This window comes from Limosilactobacillus sp. (assembly GCF_041859915.1).
Taxonomy (GTDB): Bacteria; Bacillota; Bacilli; order Lactobacillales; family Lactobacillaceae; genus Limosilactobacillus.
This window is the reverse complement of sequence record NZ_JBFLGB010000022.1, coordinates 1-25,770: the sequence shown is the minus strand read 5'-3', so window position 1 is coordinate 25,770 and position 25,770 is coordinate 1. Positions and strand designations below refer to the sequence as shown.

Genomic DNA, 25,770 nt, shown 5'->3' with positions numbered 1-25,770 from the left:
TTAACCATTAATCTTGAAGGTGACCTTGATCCCCGGGGCTTCATGGGTAATGCAAAGATTCGAAATGGTTTCCAAGAAATTCGGGTGACAATGACTTTTAAGACTAACGCTTCTCAAAAGGACTGTGCTGCCTTTGCGGAGGAAGTTAAAAAGCAGACACCGATCCTCGATAATTTAGCTAATGGCATTGAGATTACCGTTGATAATGTAATTCTGGATTAATGAAAAGAGGCTAACCGAGATGGCAATTACAACTTATAAATCAACCGTTACTAGTACGGATACACCAGATATCTACCAAGCACAAGTCCGTGACTTTACGATTAATTATGATCTCACGGGACGTGACAATGGATACGAAGAAGGAATGCAGCCAGCAGAGGCAATCTTAGCGGCCTTGGGTGCTTGTGAATCGATCGTTGCTGGTAGCTTTAAACGTAAGCAGCACTTTGACTATACATCCTTCTATATTGCACTTGAAGGGCAAAAAAATACTGACTCCACTCGTCCGGGCTTAGATGCTATCCACATGACAGTTCATTTTCAAACGCCAAATTCTAAGGCAGAAGCTAAGAAGTTCGTTGAATTTATGGAAAATACCTGCCCAGTGCGAGATAACCTGGCGAATACGGTTCCGATTGTTTTTAAAGATGTGCAAGCTGAATAGTTGAAATGATACTCTTTCCCTTTTCAATGTGCTTAAGGGAGAGGGTGTTTTGTTTTAAAAATGTTGGCTTCCTCAAAAAATCTTTAGTAACTTAAACGTTTTTGAAAATGTTCACTTGCTGTTAGCAATTATTTAAGCTTAGGGATGATCTTTAGTAATAGGAGGGTAATTTTGATGGGAAAAAGGAAATTACATCGTGGGGCTTTCATCCTAGTACTGTCTATTGCCACTTTCGTAATGGCCCTGAGTATGTTGGCGTTATCGCCGGTCACTACTACCTTGATGGCAGCTTGGCACGTCTCGTTCGCTCAGGTTGAATGGTTGACAACCGTTTTCCTCCTGGTAATGTGCCTGAGCATGTTAGTTAGCCCGTGGTTATTTAACCGGATTGGTTTTCATAGGCTGATTTTGCTACTGCTTGCATGTTTTATGGTGGGAACGCTTTTGCTGGCATTATCCCCCCGATATTTTCTGGCCTTAGTTGGCCGAGTGCTGGAAGCAGTGGCGTTAGGGGCAATGTTTCCCCTTTACCAATCTGCTCTCCTGGTAATTACAACTGGTCCTGCTCAGGAAACGGTGATGGGAATTGCCGGTGCGGTGATGAGCCTGGCAATTGTCGGGGGACCGGCAATTGCCGAATTAGCGCTAACCGTCATTAATTGGCGGACCTTTTATTGCCTCTTGGTGGTGATCACAATCATAATTAGTCTTGGCAGTTTTCGTTGGGTAACTAATGTGGTACCGGTGCAACGACGGCCGTTTGATTGGCGATCAATCATTTATTCTTTAGGTATCTTTGGCCTATTGTACCTACTGAACACGTCATGGTCAGGACGGCTTGTTCCCTTACTAATGGTGTTCGTAGTCAGTCTGCTGTTGTTGGTAGCATTTTTCTGGCGACAATTACATAGCACGCGGCCGTTACTGCAGATTAGGGCCCTGCGTTATGGCCGGTTTGACCTCTGTCTATTGCTATCCGGTGTGGCCTATTCATCACTAGTAGGGTTAACGGTTCTACTGCCGTTGTTTTATCGTCAGATTTTGCTGGAACGGGGACTGAAGGTCAGCCTTGCCCTGCTAGTTCCGGCACTGGTTTTGGTACTCGTTAACCTGGCAACTAGTCGACTGACAGACTGGTTGGGCAACGGGACCGTGATGATGGTGGGAATGGTAATCCTTACTGGTAGTTTTCTATTATTTGTTGTTGAGAATCATAGCTTAACAAGTGTCAAATTAATTACGATTAGTTGCTTGACCGCAATCGGCACCGGTTTAGTGATGATGCCGGCTACCACCCAAGGAACAACTTTCCTACCATCGGCATTAGTGGCTCACGGGATCACCATTATTACAGTGACCCGTCAATTACTGGGGAGCCTCGGCACGGCTTTGTTAACCCTGCTTTTGTTACTTGCCCCGGGGCGACTGGGCTTTGTTTGGGCGTTTAGTATGTTTATGCTGATGGATTTAGTCGTTTTAGGAACGTTAGTAATGACGTTAGGGGGTAAGAATCGTGAGAATAAAGAAAATTGATTTATTGTATAGCGCACCGGTGGAGAATGGCTGGCGACCATCGTTTTGTCGAATTTATACTGATACCGGTTTGTATGGGGATGGTGAAGTTGCTCTTTCCTATGGCGCCGTTAGCCACGCTGCGTTTGCTGAAATGCGCGATTTGGCACCATTATTGATTGGGATGAATCCGTTAGAACACGAAGTCATCTGGGAAAAATTGTATCGCCAGAGTTTCTTCGGCTTAAACGCCGGGCCAGTCATCTTTGGTGCTATTTCGGCTTTTGATATTGCGTTGTGGGATATTAAGGGTAAGTATTATCATGCTCCCCTACACGAATTATTAGGTGGTGAACAACGCCGCCGGGTGCGGGCTTATGCGAGTCAGTTGCAAATGGGCTGGGGTGTTGGTCGCCACCATGCTGGCCAACCGGCGGACTATGCGGCTAATACCCGGATCGCGGTCAAGAAGGGCTTCGATGCAGTTAAAATTAACTTTTTGACTTTCGACGAAAATGGTCAGCCAGTTAACCATGCTGACCAGGAGGACTTCTTAACCAGTGATTACTTAAACTTAGCCCAGCGTCGCCTCCAAGCTGTCCGGCAAGTGCTTGGCCCTGATGGTGATTTGATATTGGAGAACCACGCGTTGACTGGGAAACTGGCAGCCATCCGCTTTGGCCAACTAGCTAAACAATATTCGCCGTTATATTATGAAGAACCGGTCAAGCCGGATCCTCAACTCTTGGCTACCGTCCATCAAGAAACCGATCTACCAATAGCTTCCGGGGAACGCTTATATTCTCGCTGGGATTTTAAGCGGGCCTTTGATCAGAGAGCCATTCAGGTTGCCCAGCCGGACATCGGAACTGCCGGTGGAGTGACTGAGGTCAAGAAGATTTGTGACCTCGCGGCAATTTCTGATATCGGCGTTCAAATCCACATCACTGGTAGTAATTTAATGACGGCAGTTTCCTTGAATTTGGAAGCGACCTTGCCTAATTTTGTTATTCACGAGTATAACGTTAATACGGCGATGCCGAAAATGTTGGCGTTGACAAAGTATGATTATGAGCCAGAAGGTGGTCAATTGACAGTACCGGATCGTCCCGGGATCGGTAATGAGCTTTCGGCCACGGCATTTAGGAATAGTCGGGTAATCACGGTGAAGTAAAAATAAAAGGCTGAAAGGGAAATCCCTCTTTCAGCCTTTTATTTTTAGATACTTTATAAGTTATTTGCTGAGCGGCTGACCATTGACGTCAACGTTATCCTTCTTCAAAATGAAGTTTGCATAGATCCCGGCGATCAGGGTGATTCCTGAGATAACCAAGAAAGTATGACTGTAGCCAATGTGGTCCCGCAGATCACCAAGTGGAGTGGAGAAGATAATCTGACCAACCTGAGCGGCAATCTGATAACCAACCATGTAAAGGGTTGCGGAGACCTTGGTGTCAAAGTGGAGGGTGAAGTAACGAAACAGTCCGAGGGCAAAGCAAGCCGTTTCAGGGGCGTGGAGCAGCTTAATGCAGGAAACACCAAGTGGGTTCGTAACCAGTCCACAACCACCAATCCGGATAACCATGATTGTAATACCGACCAACAATGTCTTTCGAACCCCAATCTTTTTCATCAGCCATGGCACACAGGCCATCATGATGGCTTCCAGGAAGACTTCGACGGAGTTTAAGATACCATACATTTGCTGGCCAAGAGCCTTTGTTGCAAAGAATTGAGTAAAGAATTGTGGAAACATCTGCTGGTCAAAGACGGTGTAGAAAGTCCAGGAGAAGATGATATAAACCACGATTTCCCAAAGAGCTTTCATCTTGAAGACACCAAAGATTTCTTTTAGTGAAGCAGTGCTCTTTTCTTTATTGTTTTCAAGCTTGTTTTCATAAAGCTCAATCATCTTGGGATTCTTTTCGGGATGGTAGAAGAGCAGCATCAGCAAGAGAACTAAGGCAATTCCGGATGAGAGCCAGAAAACAAGGTAGGGACTGATAGTAAAAAGAAAACCAGCCAGCAGGGCAGAAACGGCATAACCAAAGGATCCCCATGAACGGGCTTGACCATATTCAAAACGGTAACGCCGACTAATTCGTTCAGTAACCGCTTCGAAGGTTGGTGAAGCAGCTAGAAAGGCAAAAGACAGGTAAAATGCTCCTAAAATTGTACCTAGATAAAACTGGTGATGGAGCAATGGCGCATAGACCCAGGTGAAAAATGGACCCAGCAGCATTTCCAAGACGGCACAGAAGATTAACAGGTATCGCTTTAGGCCAAGGCGGTCTTGAACGGCACCATAAACAAACATTAAGACCAAGGTGATGGCGGAGTTAAATGAGTAAATGGTCCCCACCTGAGCACCGGAGAAGCCCAATGTGTTGGTTAACCAAATTTGGAAGAATGACCACCAAATTCCCCAGGCCGTAAAGAAGAGGAGAATGTTTAATGAATCGAACCGATAAAAGGGGTTCTTGAATAGACTTTTCTTTTTCATGCTATTTAGCATCCTTTCGTTTTAACTAGCAGATCCACTTTTGTTAAATTAAAAACTTTGCTTTACGGTGAGAAGTGTAAGCGCTTTTGGACAATTTGTCAAACGTTTATCAAAATAAAATAATAAAATACTCTGTGCATTCTTTTTGCACAGAGTATTGGTTTAGATTTATAAATTTGGATCCATCTTAAAGGTTAATTTAGATAGTTCCGTTCCAGCCGTCAACAGCTTAAAAAGCAATTGCTTAGTCTTCTTATGGTAGTGTTTGGCAATCTTATGGTTTTGACCAGTTAAGTAGGTGGTTAATTGAGTCCCAGTCAGCTGCTGAGCTTTAGCATCGACCGCAGCAATTTTACGCCGGGACCATTCGTTTAAGCCCTTTTGAAAAGCCTGGTCATCTTCGGCAAACTCACGGTAATGGCTTTCTACCACCATGGCAAGGGCCTCATTTAACCAATAGGCACTCTTGAGTTTCATTTTAGCAGGCACCTGACGATAGGAGACGTCTGTGTCATCGGCGTTAGCAAAGAATGGCGTGTAGGCACAGAAGGTAGGGACCCCAAATTCAATCCATTGGATAGCAGCGTACTTAGGGTCAACGTTGTTACGCATCTGTAAAATGTGTGACTGGGCGGTCCGCGAAAGGGCAATTGACCGGTAGACACGCTTGTCATGAGCGCTACCTTCACCTAAGGGATCATACTTGGTCTCGTTATAATGTGATTTCAACAAGTACTGGATGTCTTCTACTGAAATTTGCCGTTCGGGTTTGCGGATAAACGGCAGATTTGGTGATTCAGGCGTTTGGTTTGCACTGGCCTGAGGACTGAGGTAACGTTGGGCAAACCAAACCCGTGGAGTGTTGTAATGATGATCCTGCTTAGTATTGGTGCCGAAAATATGGCGGAAGTTCCACTGATCCTTATCAGGATTGAGGTGGTGCTCACTGACAAATTGACGAATATTCTTTGAACACATGTAGTTAGCGGGGTCATTGAAGTCAATTTGTTCGATAGCAATCTGATTAGCTGCCACTGCATAGCAATCGTCAGGGATGCGGACGGCAACCCAGTGATGTCCCGTGGCAATTTCCATGTACCAAACCTCATTTTGGTCAATGAACTGGACTCCGTTGCCCTCGGCAGAACCATACTTGGCAACTAGCTTACCAAGCCGCTGAACTCCTTCACGGGCAGAATGAATATAAGGCAGGACTAGGGTAGTCATTGAATCTTCGGCTAGGCCGTTTTTAATGAAGGGATCATAGGCTAAAACCCGATCATTAGCATAGACACTTTCAGTAGCGCTTTCGCCAACATTAGCTGAGTTGAAACCATCTTCTTCATTTGGCCCCGCAGATTGGTCGACGGACGGGGTGGCGGTGTAGCGAAGACCATTTTCGGGCAGTGGAACCGTTAAATTGTTATAAGCCGAAACGTAAGTAGCGTGACGGTCATGGACGGCTGGACGGACGAGGAAACGTTTGGGTTCGATAGCCTTGATCCGGTCCTCATTCCGGGAGATAAAGGTTGAACCATCAATCGTGGCTCCCTTGCCAACCATAATGGAAGTGCAAGCGGAAGTTCTGAAACGTGTCATTTAACCATTTCCTTTCCTAGTGTTAATAGTTTATTATTAATTCCATTTTACACTTTCTACAAGAGAATATGTAAAACACCCGTCCAGAATGTAGACAGGTGTTTATATTTATTCTTCAGTAAAGTTGAATTCGTCAGCATGGCGCAGAGAGTAGCAGTAGTAAACGATCAGACCGCAGGCAATCCAAGCCAGATAAGTTAACCAGGCTTTAAGTGAAATGTTGGCGAGGAGAACGATGCAGATAATGATCGAGAGTAATGGCAAGATTTTGCCATGAGGAACCATGAACGGCCGCTTCAATTCTGGATAACGGTAACGCAGAATGATTACGATCAAAGAAATCAACGTAAAGACCATCAAAGAACCAATGTTAGCAATCAGAGCCAGGTAGTGAAGGTTAAATTCGCCGGCAAAGGCTGCTGCGGCTAGGCCAACCAGCCAAATGGCCCGGTTAGGACTTTGGGTCTTAGTATTCACGATTGAGAGCCCCTTTGGTAGAAACCGACTGCGGCTCATTGATTTGAGAATGTTAGATCCGGCGTAAATGAAGGCGAAGACCACGGCCATGATTCCAAGGACCGCTCCTAAAGAGACAATTTCGGCCACGTAATTATGGCCTTGACTGAGTAAGACGTAGGACATTGCCTCAGAGACGTTGAGTTTCTTATAGGAAAGGACACCGGTCATGACTAGGCTGACTAAGATGTAAAGAGCGGTGGAAATGGTCAAACAAAGTACGATTGCACGGGGAATCGTGTGGCCGACATCCTTAGCGTCCTCGGCTGAGGTTGCTAAAGCATCAAAGCCGAGGAAGGAAAAGAAGACCGCCGAGGCGCCGGTAAAAATTCCTCGATAACCGTAAGGAAGGAACGGGTGCCAGTTAGCTGGGTTAACGTGCCAAACACTGACGACAATGAAAAGAAGGATGATGAAGAGCTTGACCCCGACTAGAAAGTTATTGACCCATTTACTTTCACTGGTTCCCCGAGTTAAGACAATGGTCATCAGTAGGATCATCAAGACTGCCGGAAGGTTAATATAACCGCCTGCTGTCGGGTTTACTAAGAACTGGTGGGGTAATTTGACGCCCAGAACTTCGAGAAAAGATTGGACATAACCGGTCCAACCATTAGCCACGGTGGCCGTGGTGGTTACATAGACTCCAATTAAGGTCCAACCAGCAAGAAAGGCGACGAACTTGCCGATTGCCACCCAAGCATAGAAAAAGGCACTTCCGGAGTTAGGCAAACTAGTAGTCAGTTCGGCATAGCAGAGACCAATCAGGCCACTGGCCAAGGCAGCAATCAAAAAAGAAAAAACGATTGCTGGGCCAGCATCTTCAGCCGCCACGATTCCCGTTAGGACCAGGATTCCAGTTCCAATGATTGCGCCGATGCCAAGAATGGCAAGGTCAAAGAGGCCAAGTGTTTTTTTATGTTCAACTTTTTTGAGATGATTGTTCACAGCTAAAAATCTCCTTTAAAGTTGGTTGAAATGGTGATGGGATTTTTGATAGTAATAAATTGGTAACCCGGCCAGAGTAACCAATACCCCAATGAAGGTAATTATTGGCTGGGTGAGGACAGTAGTGACGATGATAAAGATGCCACCCACCATTGCGATGATTGGAATTAGCGGATAGCCGGGGACTCGGTATGGTCGAACCAGTGTCGGATTATGTCGTCGTAGAACGAAGACCGCAGCGAAACACAACAAGTAGAAAAACCAGATGACTACGACGAGCATATTAGTGATGGTGTCAAAGGTCCCCGATAGGATCATCAAGGTTGCCACGATAAACTGAAGTATGCCACCTACCATGGGGACCCCACCGCGATTTAAAGAACGAAAAGCACGACTGAATGGCAGGTAGCCAAGGTATCCCATGACATAAGGAACCCGAATTCCTGTCATAGTAAAGCCATTCAGGGCTCCGTAAACTGAAACCATGATTCCGACCGTAATGATTTTACCACCGAGGGGGCCAAAGACGATGTGGGCAACCATGGACGAGATGTTTAAATCTTGGGCGACGGTTGTTAATGGCGCTACATAGAGGAAAACAAGGTTGATCAGCAAATAAACAATGGTAACCAGACCCAGGCCAAGGAAGATAGCTCGGGGAAGGTGCTTTTGTGGGTTCTTCATTTCTCCGGCCATTGTGCCCACGTGGATCCAGCCATCGTATGCAAACATGGTTGCTAACAGGCCGCTACCGAGTGCTGTCCAAAAATGATGCCCTGCTCCTGCCGTTACGGGAAAGAGACAAAACTGGGGATCACCAGGGTGAGTAAAGCCGAGAGCGACAATGGCCACAATGGGAACGAGCTTCACAACTAAGGCAACTGATGAAACCCATCCACCGGCCTTAGCACTAATAAAATTGGTTGCGAGTACGAAAAAGGTAACGGCAATGCCGATGAGCGGTAGCCAGTGATCACTAAGACCAAAAAGGCCAACGAATTGTGTAGCAAAAGCAATTGCCGCGGCCGCCCATTGAGCAGGAAAATAGATGAGCGATTGTGCCCAACCAGCTAAGAATCCCCATAAATTACCATAGGCTTTACCGATATAAAGAGTAAGTCCTCCGGTTTGAGGATAAGCAGCTGCTAATTCAGCCGCGGTTAACCCGGCACAAATAGTGATGATGCCAGCTAATAACCAGGTGAAGGTGGCTAGGCTAACGGAGCCGGTTGCTTTGACAACGGCGGGGACCTTGAAGAAGATTCCCGAACCAATGACGGTGCCGGTGACGGTTGATAGAGCCGCAAAGAAACCTAACGACCGGGTGGGCTGCTGTGTCAAAATATTCACTTCCTTGCATATTATTTTGTTAATCTGTTGATAAGCTCAACAGATAACGCAGAACAACTCTTTTATTATAATTTGTCTTTTGCTAAATTAATAGCAAAATTGAAGAATTGCAAATTATGATTACCATGACGGACAAATTAATCGTAAAATAGGGCTTGTATAGTTATTAAAAATTAGTAGGAAGTAGATGAATCATGACCCAAAATAAATTAGTAGTTATCTCACTTGATTCGCTCGGCTATCGTGATCTGAACGAATTGCGTGACTTAGTCCCCAATATTTCCCGGGTAATAAATGCGGGAACTTGGGTGAAGCGTGTGCGGGGAATTTTTCCAACTTTAACCTATCCGTCCCACACTTCCATTATTACTGGACAATACCCAGCAGTCCATGGAATTGTGAATAATACTAAGTTGCAGCCTCGACGACTGTCACCAGATTGGTACTGGTACCGGAAAGATATTCAGGCAATGCCTCTCTATGATGTTGCTCATCAGGCTGGGATGACCACGGCGGCCTTCCTGTGGCCAGTAACCGCGGGAAGTAAGATCGATTATAACCTTGCGGAAATTTTTCCTAACCGGATTTGGACAAACCAAGTGTTGGTTTCTTTGAAAGCAAGTTCACCGTATTTCCTGTTACAGATGAATCACCGTTATGGTAAACTGCGCCATGGAATCAAACAGCCGTGGCTGGATGACTTCATCACCGCCTGTGCAGTTGATACTTTAGAGAACAAGCGCCCCGACCTGACCCTAATTCACTTAGTTGATATGGATAGCATGCGTCATCATTATGGGGTTCGCTCCCGGGAGGCTAAGCAGGCACTACAGCGCTTGGATGGCCGGGTAGCTCGACTTATTCGCGCAACAAAGATGGCGGGAACCTTTAAGCATACTAATTTTGTCTTGTTGGGTGACCATTACCAGATTAATGTTCGAAAGATGATTCATTTAAACATGATTTTTGCCCAGCATGGTTGGTTGTCACCATTAGCCGGGAAGCCTACTTACCGAAATAATTGGCGGGTAACGGCAAAGACCTGTGACGGTGAGACTTACGTTTATACTCGTGGGAACATTAATTTAGGCCAGTTAAAACAATTGATTGCTGGTGTAGAAGGGGTCGAACACATTTATGATGGTGCCGATGCTGTTAAATTAGGTGCCGATCCCCAATGTACCTTTTTGGTTGAGGCTCAACCCGGCTATTACTTTACCGATGAGGTTAACCGGCCAGCAGTTGTGGAAAATGTTGATCCAACATCAATTGGCACTCATGATCGTTATCATGGTGTTCATGGGTACGGGCCTAACCAACCCGGCTACTTTACCACAGCCGTTTTTGCCGGGCCGGATATCCAGGCTGGTGCCACAGTTGATGGTGCTCATTTGGTTGATGAAGGACCAACATTTGCTCGATTATTGGGTTTGCATTATCCAGCACCAACGGCCGGTCAGGCGATTACCGGTGTTTTCAGAAAGTGAGGGGGATTTGTGAAGTTTACAAAACAACAATGGCAATGGATCTTCTATGATTGGGCTAATTCTGGTTACGGGATTTTGGTGGTAACGGCCGTTTTACCCGTTTATTTTAAAGCAGTGGCTCACCAAGCCGGTGTCAGCGCAGCTAATTCGACTGCCTTTTGGGGTTATGCTAACAGTTTTGGAACCTTAATAGTGTCTTTATTAGCACCACTATTGGGGGCCTTAGCAGATTATCCAAATGCTAAGCGACGCTGGCTGAATGTCTTTACCTGGCCAGCAATTATTTTGACACTTGGACTAGCACTGGTTGCGAGCCAGCATTGGGTTTGGCTGTTGATCTTATTTATTTTGACAATTATTGGTTATTCGGGTGGCAATCTTTTTTATGATAGCTTTCTAACCGATGTGGCGACTGACCATCAGATGGACCTGGTTTCTTCAACTGGTTATGGAATGGGCTATCTTGGTGGAGTCCTGGCTTTTATTGTTTTCCTAGCGGCTCAATTAACCAAGGGCTTTGGCGGTTTGTTGAATGGTTACGGGATCGCTAAGTTTAGTTTTGTTGTCGCGGCCGTTTGGTGGATTATCTTTGGTTGGCCATTATTGCGGCATGGCTACCAAAGATATAGTGTTCCGGCAGTCAGCAACCCATTAAAGGATAGCTTTCGTCGCTTGGCCCAAACTTTTCGTCACATCAAACGCTATCGACGGATTACTTGGTTCTTAATTGCCTATTTCTTTTATATTGATGGTGTAGACACGATCTTTACCATGGCAACATCGATTGGCAAGGATATGGGTGTCAATACAACCATGTTGATGCTAGTCTTGTTGGTAGTTCAATTGATTGCCTTTCCATTTTCTTTACTTTATGGTTGGTTTGCCCGGCGAACTTCGAACCGGGTTGCCCTGTTAACAGGAATTATTGTCTATCTTTTCATTTGCTTGTATGCATTGCGACTGACTAGCCTTTTCGATTTTTGGTTCTTGGCAATCCTGATTGGGACTAGTCAGGGAGGAATTCAGGCGCTCAGTCGTTCCTACTTTGGCCAGTTGGTACCAAAAGAGTCAAGTAGTGAATTCTTTGGCTTTTATAATATTCTCGGTAAGTTTTCAGCAATTTTAGGCCCAGTAATTGTCGGAGTGGTAACTCAATGGACGAAACGATCGACGATTGGGATTGCTTCGTTGGCAATTCTGTTTGGCTTGGGCTTAATCATTTTCTTGATTTTACCCCGGTTAGTTGACCAATAAAATTAAAACTTAAAATAAAAATGCGTCTGTAAGTTTTTAACGCTTACAGACGCATTTTTTAAATGTTTAAGAATTAGTTTTTACGAGAGTAGGAAGCAATGTCGGCTAGGATTTCGTTCATGAAGTCGTCTTGACTCATTTCGTTTTGAGCCTTTTCGCCATACTTCCGGACAGAAACGCCGTTACTCTTCATTTCGTCATCGCCGACAACCAGGGTGTATGGAACCTTTTGGGTTTGAGCTTCACGAATCTTGTAACCCATCTTCTCGTTCCGGTGGTCAACCACGACCCGGATCTTGGCAGCCTTTAGTTTCTTAGCAAGTTCGTCGGCGTAGGCACCGTGAGCATCTTCGTTAACTGGGATGATGTGAACTTGTTCAGGAGCTAACCAGGTTGGGAAGGCACCCTTGTAAATTTCAGTCAGGTAAGCAACAAACCGTTCCATGGTGCCAACAACCCCACGGTGAATCATGACTGGCATGTGTTCCTTACCGTCCTTGCCAACATAGGTTAAGCCGAAGCGGTCAGGTAGCATGAAGTCTAGCTGAATGGTGGACATGGTTTCTTCGTTGCCCAGTGCAGTCTTGGTCTGAATGTCTAGCTTTGGACCATAGAAGGCCGCTTCACCTTCAGCTTCATAGTAGTCGAGGTGCAGGTCATCCATGGCAGCCTTCAGCAGCTTCTGAGACCGTTCCCACATCTCATCATTGGCATAGTACTTCTTGGTGTTCTTTGGGTCACGCAGGGATAAACGGAAGCTGTAGTCGGTAATGTCAAAGTCCTTGTAAACGGACATGATCAGCTTCAAAATCTTAGCAAATTCACTTCGGATCTGGTCGAGGGCAACAAAGGTGTGGCCATCGTTCAAGGTCATTTCACGAACCCGCTGCAGACCAGACAGGGCACCAGACTTTTCGTAACGGTGCATCATTCCCAGCTCGGCGATCCGGAGTGGCAGGTCACGATAAGAACGGATGTGGTGCTTATAAATTTGAATGTGGCTAGGGCAGTTCATTGGCCGTAGTTCAAGCATTTCGCCGTCACCCATGTCCATTGGTGGGAACATGTCATCACGATAGTGTGCCCAGTGACCAGAAGTCTTGTAGGCGTCCAGGTTCATCAGCACAGGAGTGTAGACGTGTTGGTAACCGTCGGCAACTTCACGGTCGATGATATAACGTTCAATTGTTCGCCGAATAGTGGCACCCTTTGGCATCCAGTATGGTAGGCCGGCACCAACCTTAGGATCAACAAAGAAGAGGTCAAGCTGGTTACCGATAACCCGGTGGTCACGTTCACGAGCTTCTTGACGCTTTTTCAGATCATCAGCCAGGGCATCTTTCTTGAAGAAGACCGTTCCGTAAATCCGTTGCAACATTGGGTTGGAAGACATCCCCTTCCAATAAGCACCGGCAACAGATAACAGCTTGATGTTCTTAACAACGTCGGCGTAAACCAAGACGTCTTGGTCAGCGACAGACTTGGCGTCACCAAGTTGGTACATAGCAACCTTACCATCCTTGGCAGCTTCCTTGATTAAGGCGGTGGAGTATTGGTCATTCTTGACTTCTGCTAGGGCATCATCCAAGGCAACTTCTACAAACGTTACCTTAGCGCTATCCTTGGCTAAGCCCTTGATAACATCTTCCAATGCTGGTAATTCATCAGCAGAAACCTGTTGGTTATCCTTGTCAGAATCAACGTGGAAACCATCATCATCGGCAACGGCTTCACCAAGTCGAATTCCTTTAAATTCTTGCTTTAATGCGGCCTTAAGCATCAGTGCGGATAATTTCCGTAATGCTTGTAAACCTTCTTTTGAATCCCGATCGATCTTTTTAACTGATCCATCCGGGGACATAACTGCAACTTGAGCCATATGTATCCTCTCCCTTATAAAAATTAAAAACGTCCCTAACACTTACACCTTGTAAGCATTAGGGACGTTAATTATCAATAGTTAGCGTGGTTCCACCCATCTTCAGAATGCACTTTAAACATTCTCTCTATGGTGTGGTAACGGGCACGACCCGATCGGCCTTATTTCGGCCAATAATCTTAATAAGGTGGTACAGTGACATCAAAACCTCAACGGTACTTCCAGCCAAGGCACCGACTCCCTAGTAGAGGATTAACATCATGCATATCCTTTGATTGCCTTTGATTATAGCACGATCGTTGAACTTGACAACCCCTTTTACTTAAATTCTATCTATTTGTTGGTTGAGCAGGTATTTGTTGATTACCTCCCGCGTGGGATTGGGTTTGTTGTGTCGACTGTTGCGATTGCGACTGCTGGTGAGTGGATTGCTGAGTGGACGTTGATTGATTATTGTTGCCACCACCATTGGATCGTGATGGTTGTTGTGTCGTGGTGGTAGTTGTACTCTGGCGATTATTGTTTGAAGGAGTGGATGTCTGGCGACTAGGCTGGTTAGTTGTAGTAGTTGTTGAATGACTTGCACTTGGAGTCGTAGAAGAGTAAGTATCGGAAACATTACCACCAGTAGAATCGTTATCATTAGTGGTGGAAGCCTCGTGGTGCTTCTTATGATGCTTCTTGTGACTACTGTGCCGTTTTCTTTTGACAGAACTGGTCGAGACCGTTGTCTCATCATCATTACTGGTATTAACCGGATTTTGTTGTTTGACCACAAAGATAATGATCATCACTAATAAAATAGCAAGTAGGGTAGCTAGGAGGGCTTTGAAAGTACGGTGCCCCCCTTTCTTATGTGGTTGGTGAAATTTCTTCGGCTTTCGCGGCCGTGGCTTAATATGTTGACTCTTGGCCTTCTTGGTGTATTTTTGTTCGTCGATCTTCTCTTTACGCTTTAGGTTATCAAAAATAGAAGATCGTTTTTTCCTTTTCTTGTCACCGGGCTTAGGAGTATCGTACAGTTCCACCCGGGTTAATTGTTTTTTATTTTTGCCTTGATCGTTATTCAATGTGTTCACCTCATCTGGAACGATAATACTACAGGAACATATTATATCATGGTCTAAGTATTTGAAAATAAAAAAAGGAACCGGTATAATGCCGATTTCCTTTTTGAGTTAGGTAGTTGTTAATAAAGTTAATCTTTCTTGTGGTAACCCTTTAGGTGCTTTTCATGTTGACCAAAGCCATTTCCTTCAGCGGCAAAACGCTTGTCACCGTGATAAAGTTCAGCACAAGTCCAAGCTAACAAGATTAAGATAATAATAATAGTGATGTAAGCTAAGATATCCGCAGTACCCTTAGACCAAACACCGAATCCTTCGTAGGTAGAAGGTAAGTTGTAGAGGTTTAAGAAGGTCAGAGCAATAACAGATAGCCAGCCAAAGAATTTGACCCAGCCACTATTCTTAAATTCACCCATTTCAACTTTACTGTTAGTCATCATTAATAACGGCAACATTGAGAATGGTAGGGCAAAGGCTAGAAAGACCTGCGAATTTTCCATCAACATATTTAATGCTTCGTGCTGTCGAATGACGGATTCACCAGAAGTACCAGCAACACAAAGCAGTACTGGGATGACGGAGATTAAACGGGTAACTAAGCGCCGTGCCCAAAGTGGCATTTTCATGTGAATGAAGCCTTCCATGATGACCTGACCAGTTAAGGTCCCGGTAATAGTGGAATTCTGTCCAGAAGCTAATAAGGCAACCGCAAACAATGTGGAAAGTATCCCGGATTTAGCAACTGAAATCAGAATAGGATTGGAAAGCATCGAGGTGTTATTCAAAGCATCGTAAAGGCCGAAGAAGGAACTATCCTTAACGGCACCATACTTGAAAACGGCTACTCCCATGATTAGCAGAAGAGCATTAACAACAAAGGCTAATGACAGTTGGATGTTAGAATCCCATGCGGTAAACCGAACCGTCTGCCGAATACTATCGAGATCATCATGGTTGATCTTCCGGGTCTGTGAAATAGCGGAGTGCAGATACAAGTTGTGTGGCATAACCGTCGCCCCGATGATCCCTAGTGAACCGCTCAGTGGGGTAATTCCACCGATTGTTGGGTGGTTAGCGATTGCTTTAGCTGAAGGTACCAATCCAAGAAAAGCACTTCCCCAATCAGGGTGTGATAGTGCTACCTGGTAAGCAAAGACGAACAGAATTACCAGGATCAGACAAGCAACAATGGCTTCGATTTTCCGAAAGCCAATCTTTGTTAACAGCAATAATACCAAAACATCCAGTACCGTGATGAACACGGATGGAATCAACGGAATGTGAAAAAGGAGGTTTAAGGCAATTGCCGCTCCAATAACTTCAGCAATATCGGTAGCCATGATAGCTAATTCGGTCATTATCCAAAGAATAATCCCTAATGCTTTACCGGTCCGTGCTCGTGTTGCCTGAGCAAGGTCCATTTGACTCACAATTCCAAGTTTAGCCGCCATGTATTGAAGCAACATTGCGATTAAACTTGAAATCAAGATAGTAGTCATTAGGGTATATTGGAAGCTTTGTCCACCAGTGATTGAGGTTGCCCAGTTACCAGGATCCATATAACCGACGGCAACTAGTGCACCAGGACCAGAGTAGGCAAATAACGTTCGCCAGAACCCTTTTCCTTTAGGAACTTCAATGCTACCATTAATTTCTTCTAGAGACTTCCCGTTAGCATACTCAATCAAGTGGTGCTTACGGTGTTGATTTTTTGTGTTATCCACGCCAAATCCACCTTTCTTCTTATTTTGTCATTTTAGTTAACAACCAAAATTAACTTAATTCGAATACTTTGTTAGGCTAACATAAAAATTAATATATTGCAACTTAAAATTGCCGTTCTGACGGCCTTTGAAGGGCAAATTTTAATGAATAAGAGTGGTGGTTATTGGGGTTGAACCGGTTTCAAAAAAGATTTAAATAATTTTAAAAATTAAAAATCCCACCAGTAACTGAAGTACTAGTAGGAAGTAAATTCATTTCATCATATTGGTATGCAACAAGTAGTGATGACCAGCCGTGATATCGTATTGGACTAGCTGGTAATCATGCCAAAGTTCCCTTTGCTGGTGGTTGAAGGAATGATAAGCAACAACCTTACCGTTTTGGTTAACGTACTCAGGGGCAGAATTAAAACTGTTAGTTCCGTTTTGCTGGGTACTAAGTGCGTAAGCCGGCAGCTGGTGGTAAAGCTGCGTCAGCATTGCCTGGTAAGGAGTAACCTTGGAATTAGTTTGTTCGGCGGCCATGGCGATGAAGTCATTAGGCCCGACATAGTGGGTAGAGCGAGTTAACCGCTTAGCACCTTGACGCCGCGCAGCTGGGTTGGAATAGATGAAGTAGTCGGTTTCGTGAAGCTTAAGGCCGTCTTTCTTCATGCTGTTTCGATAAATACCTGGTAAATGGTCGCCGTAGAAAACAAGCGTAATTGGTCGGTCAATATGATCAATTTTCTTAATGAATTGGGTGACTGCTTTATCGGTATAGTGAATACCGACCGCATAGTTGGCAACCTGTTCAGGATTAGTGCCATCCCCAACCGTGGCCTTGAAATGGTCGGTCTTGCGGTCACTATAAAGGTTGTTATATGGCAAGTGGTTCTGCATTGTGACCAAGTTGATGAATTGTGGGCCATGGTGAGACTGTAGTTGGTCAAAGGTATTGGCATAAGCCGTTTGGTCCGATAAGTAGGTATTATCGTCAATCTTCATTTGGTGGCGAATCGGGTACTTTTTGCTGCCAAGATAAGAAAACTTATTAAAGCCAAACTTTGGATAATCAGTACCCCGGTCATAGAATTTCTTAGAATAAGGGTGGATGGCCGCCGCATAATTAAAGCTTTGGACAATTGTCGGGTTGTGTTTCAAGTATGGAACCAATTGAGTATACGGTGTGGAAAGGGTCTGCGCAAAATTGCACATGGCAAAACCGGTTAAGGTCATATATTCCATGTCAGCAGTTCCTCCACCATAGCCGGAGCTGATCATTATTCCAGAAGTGGTTTGCCTTTTAATGCGTTCGATCCTAGGAATCGGGTTAGCTCTTAAGGAGACACCGGGGACCCGGTCAGGATTGGCAAAGCTTTCGCTGAGGTTAAAGATAACGGTTTGATCTCGGAGTTGATTGGTCCGGTGGACATTAATCCGCTGAGCAACTTGACTATATTTATGGCTGATCCGTTTCATCGCTGCCCGTGAATAACCATCAGGACGGTTCATGATGGTGATATCAACATTGTTTAAGAATTGAACCGTTGGGCCGTTTTGCTTGGCACCAACTGCCTGGTGGATAAAGTGAGGTTGGTCATCGAGACCGGTTATTAATGTTTGCATCCGTGAATCATGGTGATTCCAGAAAGCAGCACTACCGAAAACACAGATGGTGAGGGCAAACCAGAAAATTCGCCATGGCCAGGTCAAGCGTTGGACCCGTCGCCATCGTTCCAAGAAGATGATGGCGATAACAACGATGATGATCCCGATTCCCGCGTAGATTAGAAGATGGTAGTCAATCATTTTGAGAAGACTGTCTAGGTCACCGACCATAGGCAGTTCAGACGGCAGAATTGGTTCGTTACGTAGGTTCATCTTTTGAATATTGGCAACGATCCAGATAGCATTGAAGAGCCCCGTCAACAATAATGCTAGCCAATAACGGTTAGTCAGTGCTTGGAGAGCTTTAAAGGTAAGAAAAATCAAAATAGCCGTGAACCAAAGCATCGATTGCTTGACAAAATGGGTCTGGTTGCCCATGTAATAGATTGATAAATCGGCACAGCCATAGGCTAGAAGTAAGGCTAATCCAGCCGGCCACTGAGTCATGAACCAAGCAGCCAATTGGTGTCCGAGTTGTGATAATCGCTGGTCAGGTGTTAGTGCGGGATCAGTAGCGCAACGGTGTTGGATGCGCTGACTGAGCCGCCACGGCTGTTGGATCTTTCGAGCAATTAAAGGAGCGTAAGCGGCAATGACTAAGCTGACCAGGCCATAAACGATGAGAATCAGTAGTTGCAAGGGCCAGGCTGTGGTTAATTTAGCTAGGCGACCAAGTTCGTTAATAATGACTGGATCGCCGAACAGAATTGCCAAACTCAGTAGGAAATAATGAGGGAAACGCAAGTGGTCAGCAAAACACGTAAATGAATGACGGAAGAGCAAATAACAGCCGATTGCTACCCCAACCATTGGTAGTGAGGTGGGAGTGGTAAAACGGTTAGCAGTCACCATGGTTCCATGAACCTGAAAAGAGGCATTAGGCATTAAAACGACCAACAAGAGATTAATGCCTAATGCAATTAGTAACCATTTGCTAACTTGACGTTTGTCGAACGGATGTCGGCCGATTAGGCTACCAATCGTCATGATAAGTAGGTAAAAGCTGACCGAATTGCCGTGTAAGAGGCCAAAAGCGTCATTATTAAAGATGGTAGTAATGGCTAGCGGTGCCAATAGAATGAGCAGGCTGGCCCTTAGCCGTGGCCGTAGTTGATGCTGAAGCCAAGGTAAAATAAGGGTGGCAATGATGATTGCCGTAGCGACTGGTGCCAGGTTGCGACTGATCGGCAACAGGGCTTGATATAAATAATGGTAGTTGAAATGGTTAAAGCCTAACCAATTAATTAATAATATGGTTAATACTAAGCCAACGGTATAAAGCCACATCTTGATTACGGTGGCTAGTGAATGGTGGTGCCAACTGAGAACATCGCCAATTATTAATAGGCACATCAAAAATAAAATAATCGTGGCACTATGTAAAATTTGTAAGGCCACCATCGACCAGTTGTTGACCTCATAATGTCCATAGCCCAGTTGGGGTAACCAAAGAATGGTATTAATTATCCAACCCCAGGTTAAAAAAGTAAAAGGCCACCAGGTACGAAGTTGTTTCATCAGTTAAAATCTCCTAACTTAGTCCGTCACAATAACCCAGTATACCGCAGATTGTTGGAAATAAGAATACGGCTGAGTTGACATCGTGTCACTGTTGCACATAAAATAAGCAGTGACACAATGTCACTATTAAATAAAGCAGCGATAAAATCAATGAAAGCAAGTGGTAATAATGTTTTTGGCATTAAAGGAAATTAGGCATGAAAAATTCCGGTACGCGTTGATTACTGTGATGATTGTAATGATTAGTTACCTAATGTTTATTTTGATGGGGATGATGCTTGGACTGGCAAATGAAAACAAAGCGGCTATTAATTCTTGGGGGACGCGAACGGTTTTCCTCAATAAGAGTGCTAATGGCAACCTGGGGCAGTCATTGCTTACTGCCGATCAGTTGCCTTCAAAGCTGAATCGCCATGAGGCATTAGTTGGTCAAACTCCAGCGGTATTGACACGTGTACATGGCAAGCATCGCTACAAGCAAAATACCCAGGTGATTGGTTTAGATAAGCGGCAGTTTATAGCTCGCAAGCGTCTTAAGGTGGCGGCAGGGCACCTAGCCCGGACTAACCACCAGGTCGTAGTGGATGAAGGATTACGTGACCAGGGGTATCATCTTGGTGACCAGGTACGGTTGAATGGTGGCCACCAAGCTTATCACATAGTGGGCTTTGTTAAAAACGCTAAATTAAATGTTGCTCCAGTCGTTTATACCAGTCTGGTCACCTGGCAGCAGTTACGTGGGGTTGGCAACCAGTTTATTGGTGGTGGTGTTATTAGCGACCGGAATTTTAAATCCACAGCCTTTCCACAATTAGAACGCTTAACGGCCTCGAAATTTATCAATAAGTTGCCTGGTTATACCGCTCAGAACAACACGTTTACCTTTATGATTGGCTTTTTAATGGTGATTTCATTGGTTATTATTGCGGTGTTCCTCTATATCCTAACAATGCAAAAAATGGCTAACTATGCCGTGCTACGTGCTCAAGGAATCCCCGCTAAGCACCTGGTCAATGCTACTTTGGCCCAGGCTGTCATTTTGATGTTGGTCGGGGTGGTTAGTGGTATTGTTCTGACTTACCTTACGCAGGTGTTAATGCCAACAACGGTACCAATCTTGATGAATTGGCCGGTAATCCTTAGTAGTGGCTTGATTTTAATCGTTTTAGGAATGCTTGGGGCGTTATTGCCGATTCGAATGATTCTTAAGATTGATCCGATTGTGGCATTGAATAATTGAAAGAGGAGAATATTAAATGGCAGTAATTGAATTACAACATGTTAATAAAGCCTTTGGCGCTGGTCTCAACCGAGTTTCGGTGCTCCACAATATTAACTTTAGTGCGGATCAGGGCGAACTAAGCTTGATCTTGGGACCGTCTGGTTCAGGGAAGAGTACCCTCTTAACAATTATCGGTGGCTTACAGACGGCCGACAGTGGGAAAGTACAAATTGATGGTCAAAATCTAGCAGAAATGTCGGCTAAACAGCGGGATCGGCTACGTTTAACGACGATTGGTTTTATCCTACAATCCTATAATCTCTTACCCTACCTAAACGTGGCGGACCAGTTTAAGCTAGTCGATCGAGTCAAAAGGCAAGGTAATTTGTCAAAAAAAGCATTGTTACAGCTTTTAAAGGAATTAGGAATTGATAATCTCTTAAACCATTTTCCAGGAGAACTATCTGGTGGACAAAACCAACGAGTAGCCCTAGCTCGAGCACTGTACACGGATCCACAAATCATTTTAGCAGATGAACCAACAGCAGCCCTCGATAGCGACCGGGTCCAGGTTGTTGGGAAAATATTACAGAAAATGGCCAAAAACCACCATAAAGCCGTAATCGTTGTTACCCATGATCTCCGGTTAAGACGGTTTGCTGATCATACCTATCAATTGTTGGATGGAAAATTACGAGCGCAATGAATATTTCCCGGGAAATGCTGGCTAATTTTGAAAATGGTCAGCCTTATGAGAGAAAGGCTTGCTATAATTAAAATGAATTTAGCAAATAAAGGAGAAAACGATGGCCTTTTTGGAATTAAAAAATATCCAGAAGTCATACTACCTGGATAAAAAAGCATTTCCCGTTTTGAAGGGAATTAGTCTCCGCTTTAATCGTGGTGAATTTGTTTCAATCCTTGGTGAGTCAGGGGGTGGCAAATCAACACTGATGAACATTATTGGTGGCCTAGATCGTAATTTTACGGGAGAAGTATTGGTCAATGGCCAATTGCTCGACCATCACCAGGCTAGACAGCTGGATAATTATCGTCGGTCCACAATTGGTTATATTTATCAATCCTATAACTTGATTTCGCACCTAACAGTTTTGGATAATGTTTTAATTGCTCTTGATATGACCACCTTGGACCGAGAAGCTCGTCGAAAGCGGGCATTGAAGCTGCTTGACCAGGTTGGCCTTGCAGATCAGGTAGCTAAGCATCCCAACCATCTTTCTGGTGGCCAGAAGCAGCGAGTAGCAATTGCCCGTGCACTAGCTAGCGATCCCCAAATTATTATTGCCGATGAACCAACGGGGGCCTTAGATGCCCAAAATACCCAGGAAGTTTTAAAATTATTGGATAGCATTGCTAAGGATGGCAAATTGGTGATCGCCGTAACCCATTCCCAAGAGGTGGCTGATCACGGGACTCGGGTTGTTCACTTGGCAAATGGAATAATTGATGGTGACGAACGGCTACGGCCGGCTTATTCACTACCTAACCACCCAACCCGAATTGTGGCGCGAACCTTGCCGGCAATTGCTAGCTATCGAACTGCTTTTAAGCATTTGATGTACAACTTTTGGCGCAATTCGCTGATCATGTTAGGAACGGCGATCGGTATTTTTGCCGTTATTTTATTTAGCGGATTGGGCAACGGTATTAATGGCTATATTCAAAATCAAATTAATTCTTTGGCTAATCCGCGGGCAGTAACGGTGTTTAAAAACCCAAGTGGCAAGAAATTAAGTCAAGATCAATTACGGGCTTCGATGCAAAACATGGCGGCAGATCCCCAATCGATGTTTATTAGCCAACATAATATCGATCGACTGGGAAAGGTAAAAGGAATTGCCTCAGTGGAAGCTGGCATAATGGTGCCCAGCTTTCGGCTAATGTACCGGGGGATGCAGCAGAGCGGTACTAGTTTAACTACTTGGAGCCATTCGGTGACTAGCAATGCGGTTAAATGTGGCCACCGACCGGGTCATGGTGAAATCCTGTTGACTAAACAGCAGGCAATTCAACTGACTAGTCCGCAAAAGTATCGCCAGCTGATAGGGAAGACTATTCATTTAACCTTTACTTGGGTTGACCGCACTGAGAAACCAATCCAAATTGAGAGTGATGTGCGAGTTAGCGGTATTGCGGATGGACCGAGTGCGTCAACTGCGCTGAACATGACAACCATGCGTCACCTTATCAAAAAAGGTGGTGGAGAGGTGAAGGCTAACTTTGCCTCAGCCCTGGTTAAGAACCTGAATGAGGTTGAACCGGTTGCTAATCGGATTGACAACCTTCGTGATACTAACCATCAACGAATCATGGGTGCTATTACGGTAGGGTCCATTTTGAAGACGGTTAATACTTATGTTCACTTAGCGTCAACCGTATTGGCGGCAATTGCTGGAATCTCATTATTGGTATCTGCATTAATGATCATTGTAACGATGTATATGTCGGTTTCTGAACGAACTAAAGAAATTGGCATCTTGCGTGCGCTAGGTGAACAAAAACGGGATATTCGCAGATTATTTACCTCTGAATCTATTTTAATTGGGCTTTTTTCTGCGGTATTGGCCGTAGTAATTGCTATTGTGGTCACCTTGATTTTGAACCATGCTTTATACGGCTTGATTAAATATAATATCGTCCAGATCACCAGTGGTAACATTATTTTTGCCTTTGTAGTTGCCATCGTAATCTCCTTTATTGCGGCTCTTTTACCGGCACGGCGAGCGGCTAATCTGAATCCAATTGATGCCTTAGCGGCCGAGTAGTTCACTAAAAACCATTCATGGATTACGCTGTTTAGATTTTATTTCGTTGAACGGCTTGATGTCATAATCCTCCAGCCTATTAATCATAAAGCAATAATTAGTATAATAAGTGCTTGATTGATATAAAAAATAATTAGGTGTACCAAAAATGGTGTATAATAATCTTTGGAGGTGTTAGGTGTGACGACGGTATATGTTCATGATAATGACAAAACACAGACAGTTAGTTGCTCTGACCGTTCACAGGGCGTCATGGAGGTCGAAAATAACGATTCAGCACCGCTATATGATTTTCGGTTTTACGGTCATGCACATCCAGAATTTTTCTTAGACCAGAACCAATTCCACGATGGTGAACAATTGACGGTCGATGATATAATGAACAAAGAGCAGTTTCAGTTAAAATTTGTTTAATAGTGAGTGAACTTGATTAAAATAAAAGCAAGGATGATGTCATCCTTGCTTTTATTTTTCCTTATTAGTGACAATTTGTTCGGCGTGGCTAAGAACATCGGCGATTAGCACCATTACTTGGGGGTTTTCGAGATGGTAGATTACAACTTTACCCTTTCGTCGTTGTTGTACTAACTTATATTTGCGAAGTAGTTGAAGTTGGTGTGATACACCAGATTGTTCCCAATGAAGGGCCTGACTGATTTCTGAGACGCTCATTGAATGCTGAATTAATAGATAAAGTAATTGAAGTCGTTTAGGATTGCCCAGAATCTTGAATAGGTGGCTAACTTCCGTAAGGTGAGGAACCGCATTTACACTACGAACTGGCATAAAATCACATACTTTCTATTATTCCGTTGCTGTTAAGCAGTAACATAAATAAGGTTATCTTTTATTTTAAGGTTTTAAAATAAAAAAAGCAAAGTGCTTTATTAACGCTTTACTTCTTTGCTTATGCTAATAATTATAATGTTAGTTGTTGACCAACGAAAATGATATTTGGATTTTGCAAATGGTTCTTAGCGGCTAGTGTTCGCCAACTAATGCCATATTGTGCAGCAATGCCAGATAAAGTGTCACCGTGTTGAACCGTGTAAGTAGTATTAACAACCTTTGTATTAGTTGGTTGATTTGTTGATTGGTGATTACTATTGGTTGTGACTGGAGTCTGTTGATGCACTGGAGCAGCTTGACGAACGGTTAAATGTTGGCCAACGTAGATCCGGTTAACATTGTGAATACCATTCAGGTTAGCCAGAGTGTTGACTGTTGTTGCAAAGCGACCAGCGATACCGGACAAAGTGTCACCACGTTGAACGGTATAAGTAGTCGTAGTGGTAGTTGATTGTTTCACTGGTTGGTTGCTGTTGCTTTTAACTGGTGCCTGATTGTGCTGACTAGTAGTCGCCACTTGATGAATTAACAGCTGCTGGCCAACGTAAATATGGTTAACATTGTGAATACCATTTAGATTAGCCAGGGTGTTGACCGTCGTTGCAAAGCGACCAGCGATACCGGACAAAGTGTCGCCCCGTTGAACGGTATAGTAGTTGGTATTGCCATTGGTGCTTTGATTTTTGCTAGTGTTGGTCGATGCATTAGTGTACCGACCGCTGTTATCACTATTGATTACGGCCTTACCGGAAAGAGCAACGGCGTCTAATTGAGTAAGGTTGTAAGCTTGAACCAGGTTAATTAATGAGTTGGCATAACGGGGATCAGTCGCGTAGCCATCTTGGCGTAACTTATTGGCCACAGAAGCATAGTTAGTATCACCGATAAGGTTGTGGTAACGTTGGTTGCTAGCTAAGAAATTACCGTGATCTTCAACAGATTCGGAGTTATTGTCATAGGCACGGAACTGATCGTTGATATAGACGCTTTGGCCACCAAAGACTTCTCGAGTTTGCATACTAACGGAATGACCATTATAAGATCCCTTGATTCCGAAGAGGTTGTTAAATTGTTCATTGCTGGAACAATAATTTTTGGAGCGGAAGTTGCTAATAAACAGGTGCTAACGATGCCGTCAGCAATTCCGTTCGCCATTTTAGTATGTACCCTTTTTTAAAGCTTCATAGAATAACCAATTAGTCCAATCACCTATTTGTTGTTCTGTATCAGCTCGCC

The 25,770-nt window shown here is 44.3% G+C and carries 20 protein-coding genes; 10 read left to right on the top strand and 10 right to left on the bottom strand.

Features of this window, described 5'->3' with window-relative positions:
• The 4 genes from ACEYV4_RS04645 to ACEYV4_RS04630 form a co-directional block, all read left to right on the top strand.
• Nucleotides 1-222: OsmC family protein (locus tag ACEYV4_RS04645; RefSeq protein ID WP_373842241.1), on the top strand; the 222-nt coding region annotated here is incomplete at its 5' end.
• A gap of 19 nt (nucleotides 223-241) precedes the next feature.
• Nucleotides 242-667: an OsmC family protein gene (locus ACEYV4_RS04640; RefSeq protein WP_373842240.1), complete on the top strand. Its 426-nt coding sequence runs from the start codon at nucleotides 242-244 to the stop codon at nucleotides 665-667.
• Nucleotides 668-841: 174 nt separating this feature from the next.
• A complete protein-coding gene (locus tag ACEYV4_RS04635; RefSeq protein WP_373842239.1) occupies nucleotides 842-2,200 on the top strand; it encodes an MFS transporter in 1,359 nt (452 codons plus the stop codon).
• Nucleotides 2,181-3,353 carry a mandelate racemase/muconate lactonizing enzyme family protein gene (locus tag ACEYV4_RS04630; protein WP_373842238.1) on the top strand — a complete coding sequence of 391 codons (1,173 nt, stop codon included), beginning with the start codon at nucleotides 2,181-2,183 and terminating at the stop codon, nucleotides 3,351-3,353. The genes ACEYV4_RS04635 and ACEYV4_RS04630 overlap by 20 nt, the downstream gene beginning before the upstream one ends.
• A 60-nt stretch (nucleotides 3,354-3,413) precedes the next feature.
• Here the strand turns inward: ACEYV4_RS04630 and ACEYV4_RS04625 are convergent, their stop codons facing one another.
• From ACEYV4_RS04625 to ACEYV4_RS04610, 4 genes are all read right to left on the bottom strand, one after another.
• Nucleotides 3,414-4,682 carry an MFS transporter gene (locus ACEYV4_RS04625; RefSeq protein ID WP_373842237.1) on the bottom strand — a complete coding sequence of 423 codons (1,269 nt, stop codon included), beginning with the start codon at nucleotides 4,680-4,682 and terminating at the stop codon, nucleotides 3,414-3,416.
• Between the two features lie 168 nt (nucleotides 4,683-4,850).
• Complete coding sequence (locus ACEYV4_RS04620) at nucleotides 4,851-6,281, bottom strand: C69 family dipeptidase (RefSeq protein ID WP_373842236.1); 1,431 nt, start codon at nucleotides 6,279-6,281, stop codon at nucleotides 4,851-4,853.
• A gap of 108 nt (nucleotides 6,282-6,389) precedes the next feature.
• The gene (locus ACEYV4_RS04615) at nucleotides 6,390-7,745 is read right to left on the bottom strand and encodes an APC family permease (RefSeq protein ID WP_373842235.1); all 1,356 of its coding nucleotides are present in this window, start codon (nucleotides 7,743-7,745) and stop codon (nucleotides 6,390-6,392) included.
• 15 nt (nucleotides 7,746-7,760) lie between these two features.
• Nucleotides 7,761-9,095 carry an APC family permease gene (locus tag ACEYV4_RS04610; protein WP_373842234.1) on the bottom strand — a complete coding sequence of 445 codons (1,335 nt, stop codon included), beginning with the start codon at nucleotides 9,093-9,095 and terminating at the stop codon, nucleotides 7,761-7,763.
• A 194-nt stretch (nucleotides 9,096-9,289) separates the two neighbouring features.
• On the opposite strand from ACEYV4_RS04610, the gene ACEYV4_RS04605 reads away from it, so the two are divergent.
• Together ACEYV4_RS04605 and ACEYV4_RS04600 are read left to right on the top strand one after the other, a co-directional pair.
• Nucleotides 9,290-10,582 carry an ectonucleotide pyrophosphatase/phosphodiesterase gene (locus ACEYV4_RS04605; protein ID WP_373842233.1) on the top strand — a complete coding sequence of 431 codons (1,293 nt, stop codon included), beginning with the start codon at nucleotides 9,290-9,292 and terminating at the stop codon, nucleotides 10,580-10,582.
• Nucleotides 10,583-10,591: 9 nt separating this feature from the next.
• Complete coding sequence (locus tag ACEYV4_RS04600) at nucleotides 10,592-11,836, top strand: MFS transporter (RefSeq protein WP_373842232.1); 1,245 nt, start codon at nucleotides 10,592-10,594, stop codon at nucleotides 11,834-11,836.
• A gap of 73 nt (nucleotides 11,837-11,909) precedes the next feature.
• Here the strand turns inward: ACEYV4_RS04600 and thrS are convergent, their stop codons facing one another.
• From thrS to ACEYV4_RS04580, 4 genes are all read right to left on the bottom strand, one after another.
• Nucleotides 11,910-13,715: a threonine--tRNA ligase gene (thrS, locus tag ACEYV4_RS04595; protein ID WP_373842231.1), complete on the bottom strand. Its 1,806-nt coding sequence runs from the start codon at nucleotides 13,713-13,715 to the stop codon at nucleotides 11,910-11,912.
• Nucleotides 13,716-14,044: 329 nt separating this feature from the next.
• A complete protein-coding gene (locus ACEYV4_RS04590) occupies nucleotides 14,045-14,785 on the bottom strand; it encodes a hypothetical protein (protein ID WP_373842230.1) in 741 nt (246 codons plus the stop codon).
• Nucleotides 14,786-14,913: 128 nt separating this feature from the next.
• On the bottom strand, nucleotides 14,914-16,506 hold the full coding sequence (locus ACEYV4_RS04585) for an Nramp family divalent metal transporter (protein ID WP_373842229.1): 1,593 nt from the start codon (nucleotides 16,504-16,506) through the stop codon (nucleotides 14,914-14,916).
• 252 nt (nucleotides 16,507-16,758) lie between these two features.
• A complete protein-coding gene (locus ACEYV4_RS04580; RefSeq protein WP_373842228.1) occupies nucleotides 16,759-19,674 on the bottom strand; it encodes an LTA synthase family protein in 2,916 nt (971 codons plus the stop codon).
• Between the two features lie 172 nt (nucleotides 19,675-19,846).
• Here ACEYV4_RS04580 and ACEYV4_RS04575 point away from each other — a divergent pair, with 172 nt between their 5' ends.
• From ACEYV4_RS04575 to ACEYV4_RS04560, 4 genes are all read left to right on the top strand, one after another.
• On the top strand, nucleotides 19,847-20,917 hold the full coding sequence (locus tag ACEYV4_RS04575; RefSeq protein WP_373842227.1) for an ABC transporter permease: 1,071 nt from the start codon (nucleotides 19,847-19,849) through the stop codon (nucleotides 20,915-20,917).
• Nucleotides 20,918-20,933: 16 nt separating this feature from the next.
• Nucleotides 20,934-21,605 (top strand): ABC transporter ATP-binding protein, encoded by a 672-nt coding sequence (locus ACEYV4_RS04570; RefSeq protein ID WP_373842226.1) that lies wholly within the window; start codon nucleotides 20,934-20,936, stop codon nucleotides 21,603-21,605.
• A gap of 100 nt (nucleotides 21,606-21,705) precedes the next feature.
• Nucleotides 21,706-23,685 (top strand): ATP-binding cassette domain-containing protein, encoded by a 1,980-nt coding sequence (locus ACEYV4_RS04565; protein ID WP_373842225.1) that lies wholly within the window; start codon nucleotides 21,706-21,708, stop codon nucleotides 23,683-23,685.
• Between the two features lie 180 nt (nucleotides 23,686-23,865).
• Nucleotides 23,866-24,099, top strand: a complete 234-nt coding sequence (locus ACEYV4_RS04560; protein WP_373842224.1) for a hypothetical protein — start codon at nucleotides 23,866-23,868, stop codon at nucleotides 24,097-24,099.
• Between the two features lie 51 nt (nucleotides 24,100-24,150).
• Here ACEYV4_RS04560 and ACEYV4_RS04555 read toward each other — a convergent pair whose 3' ends face one another.
• Both ACEYV4_RS04555 and ACEYV4_RS04550 read right to left on the bottom strand, forming a co-directional pair.
• Nucleotides 24,151-24,471: an ArsR/SmtB family transcription factor gene (locus ACEYV4_RS04555; protein WP_373842223.1), complete on the bottom strand. Its 321-nt coding sequence runs from the start codon at nucleotides 24,469-24,471 to the stop codon at nucleotides 24,151-24,153.
• A 133-nt stretch (nucleotides 24,472-24,604) separates the two neighbouring features.
• Nucleotides 24,605-25,552: a LysM peptidoglycan-binding domain-containing protein gene (locus ACEYV4_RS04550; protein ID WP_373842222.1), complete on the bottom strand. Its 948-nt coding sequence runs from the start codon at nucleotides 25,550-25,552 to the stop codon at nucleotides 24,605-24,607.
• Between the last annotated feature and the right edge of the window lie 218 nt (nucleotides 25,553-25,770).

Coding starts and splice junctions, on each gene's coding strand:
- ACEYV4_RS04640 (WP_373842240.1), top strand. CDS start 242: ATGGCAATTACAACTTATAAATCAACCGTTACTAGTACGGATACACCA.
- ACEYV4_RS04635 (WP_373842239.1), top strand. CDS start 842: ATGGGAAAAAGGAAATTACATCGTGGGGCTTTCATCCTAGTACTGTCT.
- ACEYV4_RS04625 (WP_373842237.1), bottom strand. CDS start 4,682: ATGAAAAAGAAAAGTCTATTCAAGAACCCCTTTTATCGGTTCGATTCA.
- ACEYV4_RS04620 (WP_373842236.1), bottom strand. CDS start 6,281: ATGACACGTTTCAGAACTTCCGCTTGCACTTCCATTATGGTTGGCAAG.
- ACEYV4_RS04605 (WP_373842233.1), top strand. CDS start 9,290: ATGACCCAAAATAAATTAGTAGTTATCTCACTTGATTCGCTCGGCTAT.
- thrS (WP_373842231.1), bottom strand. CDS start 13,715: ATGGCTCAAGTTGCAGTTATGTCCCCGGATGGATCAGTTAAAAAGATC.
- ACEYV4_RS04580 (WP_373842228.1), bottom strand. CDS start 19,674: ATGAAACAACTTCGTACCTGGTGGCCTTTTACTTTTTTAACCTGGGGT.
- ACEYV4_RS04575 (WP_373842227.1), top strand. CDS start 19,847: ATGTTTTTGGCATTAAAGGAAATTAGGCATGAAAAATTCCGGTACGCG.
- ACEYV4_RS04570 (WP_373842226.1), top strand. CDS start 20,934: ATGGCAGTAATTGAATTACAACATGTTAATAAAGCCTTTGGCGCTGGT.
- ACEYV4_RS04565 (WP_373842225.1), top strand. CDS start 21,706: ATGGCCTTTTTGGAATTAAAAAATATCCAGAAGTCATACTACCTGGAT.
- ACEYV4_RS04555 (WP_373842223.1), bottom strand. CDS start 24,471: ATGCCAGTTCGTAGTGTAAATGCGGTTCCTCACCTTACGGAAGTTAGC.
- ACEYV4_RS04550 (WP_373842222.1), bottom strand. CDS start 25,552: ATGCAAACTCGAGAAGTCTTTGGTGGCCAAAGCGTCTATATCAACGAT.